At 33.3% G+C, this 9,054-nt stretch carries 7 protein-coding genes; 3 read left to right on the forward strand and 4 right to left on the reverse strand.

Annotated features, from left to right (window positions below; translation table 11 throughout):
- Positions 1-490: 490 nt before the first annotated feature.
- Positions 491-2,239: an FAD-dependent oxidoreductase gene (locus ACG59Z_RS18575; protein ID WP_400200690.1), complete on the forward strand. Its 1,749-nt coding sequence runs from the start codon at positions 491-493 to the stop codon at positions 2,237-2,239.
- A gap of 173 nt (positions 2,240-2,412) precedes the next feature.
- Here the strand turns inward: ACG59Z_RS18575 and ACG59Z_RS18580 are convergent, their stop codons facing one another.
- Together ACG59Z_RS18580 and ACG59Z_RS18585 are read right to left on the reverse strand one after the other, a co-directional pair.
- On the reverse strand, positions 2,413-3,507 hold the full coding sequence (locus tag ACG59Z_RS18580) for a M48 family metallopeptidase (RefSeq protein ID WP_400200691.1): 1,095 nt from the start codon (positions 3,505-3,507) through the stop codon (positions 2,413-2,415).
- A gap of 20 nt (positions 3,508-3,527) precedes the next feature.
- Positions 3,528-4,616 carry a YjgN family protein gene (locus tag ACG59Z_RS18585; protein WP_400200692.1) on the reverse strand — a complete coding sequence of 363 codons (1,089 nt, stop codon included), beginning with the start codon at positions 4,614-4,616 and terminating at the stop codon, positions 3,528-3,530.
- Positions 4,617-5,436: 820 nt separating this feature from the next.
- Here ACG59Z_RS18585 and ACG59Z_RS18590 point away from each other — a divergent pair.
- Positions 5,437-6,315 (forward strand): MetQ/NlpA family ABC transporter substrate-binding protein, encoded by an 879-nt coding sequence (locus ACG59Z_RS18590; protein ID WP_311088012.1) that lies wholly within the window; start codon positions 5,437-5,439, stop codon positions 6,313-6,315.
- 179 nt (positions 6,316-6,494) lie between these two features.
- Here ACG59Z_RS18590 and ACG59Z_RS18595 read toward each other — a convergent pair whose 3' ends face one another.
- Positions 6,495-6,890 carry a tautomerase family protein gene (locus ACG59Z_RS18595; RefSeq protein WP_400200693.1) on the reverse strand — a complete coding sequence of 132 codons (396 nt, stop codon included), beginning with the start codon at positions 6,888-6,890 and terminating at the stop codon, positions 6,495-6,497.
- A 615-nt stretch (positions 6,891-7,505) separates the two neighbouring features.
- Entirely contained in the window at positions 7,506-7,655 is a 150-nt protein-coding gene (locus ACG59Z_RS18600) for a hypothetical protein (protein WP_167370366.1), read from the reverse strand.
- 49 nt (positions 7,656-7,704) lie between these two features.
- Between ACG59Z_RS18600 and ACG59Z_RS18605 the strand changes: the two genes are divergently transcribed.
- On the forward strand, positions 7,705-8,259 hold the full coding sequence (locus ACG59Z_RS18605; protein ID WP_400200694.1) for a TetR/AcrR family transcriptional regulator: 555 nt from the start codon (positions 7,705-7,707) through the stop codon (positions 8,257-8,259).
- The last annotated feature ends 795 nt before the right edge of the window (positions 8,260-9,054 follow it).

Below are 9,054 nucleotides of genomic sequence, written 5' to 3' on the forward strand. Positions count from 1 at the left end.
CGATATAATTTCTTGTTTTTCCATAACTCATATTCCTATTAGAAGTGTTGAGAGTGCTCGTTTGTATAAAGTAAAATTGAGAACATAATGACTTCATAGTTATATTTTTAAAAATATAGTTTATACTGTTTTAATAAATAAAAACCTCTGTTTAAAAATAAAAAAGTCACTGAGTGAAGAAGTACAGTCAAAAAATATATTGTGTAGGGATTTGCCAATGTCACGAGCAAAACCTAAATGTTATATTTATTTTAGACTCTAAATCATTGGGTTTCTAAGTTTAGTGTTATTTTTTTAAAAATAAATCTATAAAGATATAGGAGTCTGTTTTATATGTTTTATAGATTTATTGAAAATTAATATAGTAAAGACTTTGCCTTCAATTGGTCTAAAGAGTTTTTAAAGCAATATTATGTTTGAGATATTTATTTGCTTTAAATGTATGCAATAACTATTTAGCTGCTAAAAATATGTAAGTAATAGGATAAAAATGTTAGAAACTGATGTTTTAATTGTTGGGAGTGGTCCGGCTGGTTCTTCTGCTGCACTTATGTTAAGTACTTATGGAATCAGAAATATCATAATAACTAAATATAGATGGTTGGCAAACAGTCCGCGTGCCCATTATATCAGTCAAAGAACAATGGAAGTTGTCCGAGACTTGGGGATCTCAGATGAAGTAATCGCAAAAGCAGCACCAAAAGAAGTTATGGGAGATGTTGTTTATTGCACATCTTTAACGGGTGATGAAATTGGACGTTTTCCTTATGGAATGAATCATCCAGAAAGAATGTCTGAGTATGCGAAAGCGAGCCCTTGTGAACAGTGCGATCTTCCTCAACACCTATTTGAACCTATTTTGCTTTCAAATGCTGCATCACGAGGGAGTCATCCAAGATTTGATACGGAATATTTATCTCATGTGCAAGATGAGGATGGTGTAACTGTCACTGTTTTAGATAGATTAACTAAACAAACATACTTAATCCGATGTAAGTATTTAATCGGAGCTGATGGTGCAAGCAGCCAAGTCGTAAAAGATTTAGATTTACCTATGGCTGGTAAAATGGGGAAAAGTGGCAGTATCAGCATTATTTTTAAAACCGATTTAACCAAATACGTTTCGCATCGACCTGGCTACCTCTGGTGGATTATACAACCTGGAGCAAATATTGGAGGGATTGGGCTAGGGTTGTTGCGTATGGTCAGACCTTGGAATGAATGGCAGATTGTTTGGGGGTATGACATTGAAAAAGAAGAACCATCTCTTACCGATGATGAGGCAATTGCAATTTGCAGGCAGCTTATTGGTGATAACGACATTGAAATAAGCATAAGTAGCAAGTCGTTATGGACAGTAAATGAAATGTATGCAGAGCAATATTCGAAAGGACGAGTTTTCTGTATTGGTGATGCTGTCCATCGCCATCCGCCTTCTAATGGACTCGGTTCAAACTCATCTATACAAGATGCTTATAACTTATGTTGGAAATTAGCATTTGTATTAAAGGGCAAAGCGGGTCATGGTTTATTAGACAGTTTTAATGAAGAAAGAGCACCTGTTGGTGAGCGAATTGTTAAACGAGCGAATCAAAGTGTTAGAGAGTTCTCTACCATATTTTCTGCTTTAGAGTTAGATGGAAAGTACAGTACAGAGACAATGCAAAAAAGCATTAATGCTTTAAGTGAGAGTAATGAAAAAGGTGCTGTTAAACGCCGTGATTTAAGATCTGCAATTGAATATAAAGCTTATGAGTTTGCTGCTTTAGGAGTAGAAACTAATGTACGGTATCATTCATCTGCAATTATTGGGGCAGAACATAATATTGAAAATGAACTAGATTCTTGTCGAGATGAAGATCTTTATTATTATCCCTCATTTACTTCTGGCCATAAACTTCCTCATGTGTGGTTAGTCAAAAATCATAGAAAAATCTCAGCCTTAGATTTAATTGGAAACGGAAAGTTTACGCTATTCTGTTGGTTGCAAGGCGATAAATGGAAACTTGCTGTAGACAACCTGAATAGACAGCTTAACTTGGATATTAAAGTTATACAGGTAGGCCCAAAAAGAGATGTCGAAGACTCTTATGGAGAACTTTCTCGCTCTTGGACTAATGATGAAAATGAATGCTTGCTGATTAGACCAGATGGCTATATTGCTTGGCAAAGCAACAAAATTGAATCGGCGGACAATGAATTGCACAAAGCAATGTCATCAATACTTAGTATGAATTAGTATTTCACTGCTTCACCAAATTCGAAAAGCCTCTGTTAAAAGCAGGGGCTTTTTTTATGTGAATTTTTTAATGCTTAGAAACCTATATAAAAATTTGGATTGAGTGGGGCAGAATTAGATTTCAGTTTAATTTTATATTTCATAGTGTCTTGGGAATGAATCCTCATTTTCTACTATTTAATATTTAGCCTTTGTTTTTTCTCAAAATCATGAACCATTCGAATACGCTCTTCAATTGCAGGATGAGAGGATAGAGTATCAAGAACAGCTGTAGATAATTTATTAGCTGAAGATTCTTCTTGAGAAGTTGGTGGATTGGACTGATTCTTTTTATCGATACTTTCTTCTTTTGTATCGCTTAAACGTTGTAAGAAATTTGCAAAGTGTGAGACTTCGATATGCTTTCTATCCATCAACTGTAAAGCATATAGATCGGCTTCGGACTCAAATTTCCGTGAGTAATTTGCACCAATCATAGCGGCTGGTAATGAGGTAAATAAGTCTGAATTATCTCCTGTCATTGCAATGTATAATATACTTAGACCTAAACTAGTTAACCCTTGTTGTAAACTATGGCGATAAACCAAATGACCTTGTTCATGGGCTAATACGCCTAAGATTTCCTGATTAGTATGTGCCAATTTGATCAGTTCATCTGTGATAATAATTGTATTATTGGGTAGTGCTACAGCATTTGCCCCTAACTGATCGCCTTTACGAAAGACTAATTTAGCTGGTCTGTTTTCAGCAACAGTATTCAAATACTGTTTAGTAATTTGGTCTTTTTGGGTTTGTGCCAATTGGCTGGGTGCAGTCCAATTGTTTAATACATAATTCTCGGCTTCATCGCCTAGTTTCTTTAAAGTATTCTCAGGTAATTGAAAAGCAAGATAATGAGATGTGGCTGGAACACCCCATTTGACTAGACTGATTGCGAAAGTAATCACAAAAATTACACTAAAAAGAATAAGACCCGGAGAACGTTCAAATTTCCAGATCGAATGTTGAACCTTTTTAGTTGCGTAATTAAACCATTCAGGTAATGCACTATGAAATTCAATTCGTGCATCATCAGATAATTCAATTACTGGGTGTAACTGTCCCAGCGCACCAATCAATTTCATATCAGTATATTGATAATGACGCTGTTGTTCTAATTGCTCACCATACCGAATTAAAACTTCAGATTCAGATTGAGCTGAAATCTGAGCACGGTGTGGTTTAGACACTAGGCCATCATAGAAAGTGATATCTACTGCGTGGGACATAAATTATTAAACTCAGATTATTATAAAGAGATGTCGATATCAAAAATATCACTGATTTCTTCAGCTAAAGCACTTTGCTCTTGTTGAGCTAGATTCATCATTTGATCTGGATCATCTAATAAAATTAAACTCATCGATTCAATCTGGTATTTGTGAATACGAACCGCAGCCCAAGCAGACATTAAACCTATGGTTAAGATTTTTACAATCCAGTTCGATGCTACAATCCATGCAAAACGCCATTGGTTACAGTCTGTTTTAAATTGACTGTTTCCAACTGTAGTATTGTTCCATGTAGTAATAAAAAGACGAGCAGCAATTAATGGATAAATAAATAATCCAATAAATGCATATACCATAACTATTCCGAAAATTATAGCGTTCGGTGAGAACCCAGAAACTGCTCCAGCAATAGCAAAGTAAATAATTGAAAAAATAGCAATTATACCAATTGCAATAAAAAGGGGGATATAAACTGCAGCCATATATGCAGACCATTTCGCGTTTAATTTAAAATTTAATTGTCCAGCATATAAGTTGTTAAGATAATATTTTTTATATAGCCAAATAGCTACAGGAGTAAAGATTCCTAGAGTGAAAATATATACCAATATACTCAAAAGAAAGACTTTATAAGATTCTTTTATCGTTCCACCAAAATAAAAACGTGTGTTGCCGAACTTACTATTTCTTGCAGTAAAACGCAAAGTAGCGCGAATTAGCCAAGGTACTGCTGTATATAATGCAACTAGTCCAACCACAGTTGCAATCATTGAATACTGTGATGAAATTGCAAATACTACGTAAATTCCTAATGCAATTAAACGTCCAATCAAAATCTTGGTTGGAATACCAGTAAAATCAAAGCGGCGTTCAAAAAATTCTGTATTACCATAGAAATAGCGTAAGCGACGAACTTTAGCCCAAGGCGCATATAAGCTTAAAGTAATAATAGTCAAAAGAATATTAACGATCCAGATTCCAAAATATTCTGAGGCATTACCATGAAACTTAAAATGATAAATTCCTGAGTGTGAAATTGGTGGAGTTGTAATATTTTGATCCTCATTTAAATCTTGAGGAAGTGAGGTTAAAGCTTGGTCTTGCATTTTATTCTCTTTATTGAAAATATATGATCATGAATGAAGGTAATAGATAATTAGAAAGCTATTGAGATTATTATATATTTTTTATGAATTGAAATAAATAGAATGAAAAGCGAGCAATAATTTATTAGCACTTTTCTGTTTAATTATTCGAGACAGAAAGCTTATCGCGAGAAGTATAAATAATAGGTTTAAAGGCATTGGTGACTTATTGTGATTGTAAATTTAGTATTAATTCTAATTTGAACTGAAATTTTTCTGCATCATTCATTTCCTGTTGTTCACTTTACTTAGAATTAATACAAGTTATCTTGATAAAATTTATTGTTAGTAAAAACTTAAATAATAAAAAATAATTTATATAAATAGCTTATGTTTTTAATGTGACTTTTATCGCTTCCTCAAATTCGAAAGACCTGTAGAAGGAAAGGCTTATATATGCAAAAAATATAAATTTCACCCGTATTTAGCTAAAAAGGTGATAACAAATCCTGAAAATTTCATATAAATCAAATATGTATGTGATATTTGAAAAATGTTTATGTTTTCAATATGTTGCTGTGAGCATGACTATACATCAGAATTGAACAAGTTATTTGTAGAATATTCACTTGTTGATATATGATGATCCCATATTTAGAGGCTGTTTCAAAACATAATTCTATTGTTTAGCGAGCAAGTTCAAGGAATGAATAGTGCTGAATTCAGGCTTCTAAACCCTATATCTGGAAATTATTTCCGGCCAAATATTGCATTTCGACCCAATGGTTGGGAATGTCTCACTCTTTTGTAGGGTAGGCGTTTCCTATTTTAGGATGTACCTATGAAAAAATTATTTAGTGTATTGTTCAGCGCATCTGTACTAACACTGACTGCATGTAATAAACAACCTGCACAAACTGAAAATACTGCAACAACCAAAGACAAAACTGAGTCTGTTCGAACAATTAAACTGGTTTCAACAGGTTCAGATACGGATGTATGGAAATATGTTGCAACGCTTCCTGAGACTAAAGAAGCGGGTATTAAACTTCAAGTGACCAATTTGACTGACTATGTTGTACTCAATACATCCGTCGCAAATGGTGAGCAAGATGTAAATGCGTTCCAGTCATTTAACTATTTGGCAGCTTACAATGCTTCAAATACAGCGAAAGTAGCAGCTGTTGCGACAACTTACTTGGAACCAATGGGTATTTATGCAAATAAAATTAAAACTGTTGATGAATTCCAACAAGGCGCGACCATTGCAATTCCAAACGATACTGCTAACGAAGCTCGTGCATTAATATTATTACAATCAGCTAAACTGATTAAACTTAAACCAAACTTTGATCCTGTAAAAGGGACTACGAACGACATTGCTGAAAACCCTAAAAATTTACAATTAAAACCAATTCAAATGACTACAGCAGTTCGTGTTAAAAACGATGTAGATGCAATTGTACTTGGTAATACATTGGCACTTGAGGGTGGTCTTAATGTAATGAAAGACGCTATCTTCCGTGAGCCAATTGATCAGTCTACTAAGCTTTATGTCAATTTATTGGGTGTAGCTGAAGCAAACAAAAATGACCCGATCTATACGAAACTTGGTGAACTTTACCACTTACCTAAAGTACAAAAATTCGTGAGTGAAAAATTCGGTGGCACAAAAGTTGAAGTGAACAAGCCTGTTTCTGAATTTGCAGACATCAAATAAGTAATTTTTTAATTAAAATTATTTTGCAAAGCTAAGTCACGGTAATCGTGACTTAGCTTTTTTATTTAGCAGCTTATAATTAAATTAATACTTACTTTAAGTTATTACCTTTATAAAAAATATATTTTTCCGATTTAATATAGTGAGCATTATATTAAATGGGTTCAAGACTATAGAAATCACACATCAATTTTATAACCTAAATCTACATCACAAGCTGCTTGACCGCCACGAATCCCAAAGTTCTCTGCTGTAATTTCTCTCAACATAATTTTAACGTGATCTATGGGGATACCTAATGGTTCTAGATTATTTACGATATTTTTATATAACTTACGCTTAGCATCTAAAGAGCGTCCAGCAAAACCATCAATGCTGATAAGTGTATAAAATTCAGGTTTTTCCTTATTCGGAGGGCATTGAAATCTATGAGGTTCATGTACAATTAATCGTACATTTCGGTCATGGGGAAGTATTTGAAATGCATCTCTTAATGCGGCATGTACACCTTCCATAATTCTTATTTCAACGTCTATATCATATTGTTGCCGAACTTCAATTAAAACACTAGGCATTGTAGTTGTCCTGTTATATGAGTAATCGTAATTTAATTAATGTGTTGCTTACTATAAAATATTTAAAAATAATAATCTTGATTATATTCGTGTCTTCTTATGTGTTTACTCACAGTCGAATTGATTATTTAAAAATTAAAAAACATAACTTGCTCTTACTTAAGTCCTAAACATCTCACCTTACACAGATTATTAAGATTTTTACTATTTTTATAAACCTCAAATTAACAATAACTTGTTAATTATTTATCCTTACTTTTTAATGATCTAATTTAAAACAAATGTCATTTTGTGTGCTTGACTGTGAGAAGGTTGGGAACTATTCTTTGCCTGCTGGCCACATTGCCAGTCGGTTTTGACGAACCGCAATCACACGAGTATCAGAATTATTCCTTCTGAGGGATAGTTTTGTGCAACTCCTCGTCTCCCTCTCGTAGCGGTAGGACGGAAGGGGGACACCTACGGGTGTGCTGGCCTCGTGTGACCAGTTCGTCAACCCCCTTTCGTTCTGCCACCATAATTTTAATGTTTTGGCAGAACTCCCAATAAAAAGGAGTTGGCTTTGCACATCCATTATTTCTTGGCAGCCCTTGCCAAAAGCTATAACGACACCACTTAACAATTTAAAGCAGCTTGATGGCCTTTAGGGTTTTCAGGCTTTAAATCATTACGGCTCAAAAAACTTGCATCAACAATAAAACTTGAGATGTGCCAAGCACAGTCTTTACGGCTTTGCTGTGCCTTTTTTTCTCCCAAAAAGGGCACAGGCTTTTTTCTCTTTTAGAAACAACAAGAATTTTATAACGGTAAAACTATGCGAAACTTAGAAACATCTTCCAAAAAATTACAGGTTATTCAAACTGCCATCCGCCTCTTTACAACCTATGGGTTTCACACAGCAGGTGTAGACCTGATTGCGAAAGAAGCCCAAATCACCAAATCCACGTTTTATAAATATTTTGGCTCAAAAGAACGCTTAATCGAAATGTGCATCGCCTTTCAAAAAAGCCTATTGAGAGAAGACGTGCTTGCCATTATTTATTCAAGCCGTTACTACACTTCAAAAGATAAACTCAAAGAAATTATTGTTTTACATACTAATCTAAACAGCCTATACAACCTTTTACTTAAAGCCATTTTTGAAATAAAACTGCTTCATCCGCAGGCTTACCGTATGGCGGTTGAATATAGAAAATGGCTACGCCATGAAATTTTTGATCTGATTTTTAGCGGAGAAATCCACGAACCAAAATTCGATGCCAACATGGTAGTAAACCTGATCGATGGTTTACTGCTACAAGTTTTAAGCTTAAACAGTTTGAAAGAAAGGGATGTGGTGGTAGAGCAGTTTTTTATACCTGTGGGATAGTAGAAATAAGAAAGAATATGGGTGAAAATCATCTAAATAATGGTTTTCCTCTTTTTCTAAAGTATATTTAAAGTTTTAAGAATAAGCTGAATTTAGGAAAATCTTACTTTTTGGTTGTTTGAGGTGGATATCCTATTATAATATTTAAATACTATTATGCAGTAAATTCGGAATAATAAAGTTGTCTCAATACTTTGTGAAAAGATAGTTTATATTCAACTCAATAAACGGGGAATAAAGTAAAGAAATTATGAATCTAAAAGATATTTGTAATTTTATAATCAGTTGATTTTATGTAACAATATATGGAATCAAAAAAATAAATAATATGGTTGTGATTTTGTTGGCTGAAAAGGAAGTAATATGAGATTTTTTTTAATTTTTTTAATGGTTTTTCTTGGTGGTTGTAGAGCTTTGGGAGTTAATAAGGATTATTATTTTTAACAAGGTTTTAATGCATCAACTGTTGTGAATCTAACTAATTATGTATATATAATTAAAGAGTTACAGAAACATGACGATGTGAGTATTGATATATATATTCCATTATTGCTTATTGCGCAAGATATGAGGAGAATATCAGAAAAAGATTTAACTCTTTATGATAAAAATAATTTGTGTCAAGTTAAATATTTTATAAGTAATAAATATTTAAATGATAAGAGAAAGATTAAAAATGACCTGTTGGAAACTAAAAAATGGCTTGTAAATATAGATTATTGCAATTAAATCTCTATTGTGTTTGTGAGCTAACATGCAAATTTTATTGGATATTTGACTTTTAAACTGCAATAA

This window comes from Acinetobacter sp. ABJ_C1_1 (assembly GCF_044684115.1).
GTDB classification, from domain to species: domain Bacteria; phylum Pseudomonadota; class Gammaproteobacteria; order Pseudomonadales; family Moraxellaceae; genus Acinetobacter; species Acinetobacter nosocomialis_A.

Coding starts and splice junctions, on each gene's coding strand:
- ACG59Z_RS18590 (WP_311088012.1), top strand. CDS start 5,437: ATGAAAAAATTATTTAGTGTATTGTTCAGCGCATCTGTACTAACACTG.
- ACG59Z_RS18575 (WP_400200690.1), top strand. CDS start 491: ATGTTAGAAACTGATGTTTTAATTGTTGGGAGTGGTCCGGCTGGTTCT.
- ACG59Z_RS18605 (WP_400200694.1), top strand. CDS start 7,705: ATGCGAAACTTAGAAACATCTTCCAAAAAATTACAGGTTATTCAAACT.
- ACG59Z_RS18585 (WP_400200692.1), bottom strand. CDS start 4,616: ATGCAAGACCAAGCTTTAACCTCACTTCCTCAAGATTTAAATGAGGAT.
- ACG59Z_RS18595 (WP_400200693.1), bottom strand. CDS start 6,890: ATGCCTAGTGTTTTAATTGAAGTTCGGCAACAATATGATATAGACGTT.
- ACG59Z_RS18580 (WP_400200691.1), bottom strand. CDS start 3,507: ATGTCCCACGCAGTAGATATCACTTTCTATGATGGCCTAGTGTCTAAA.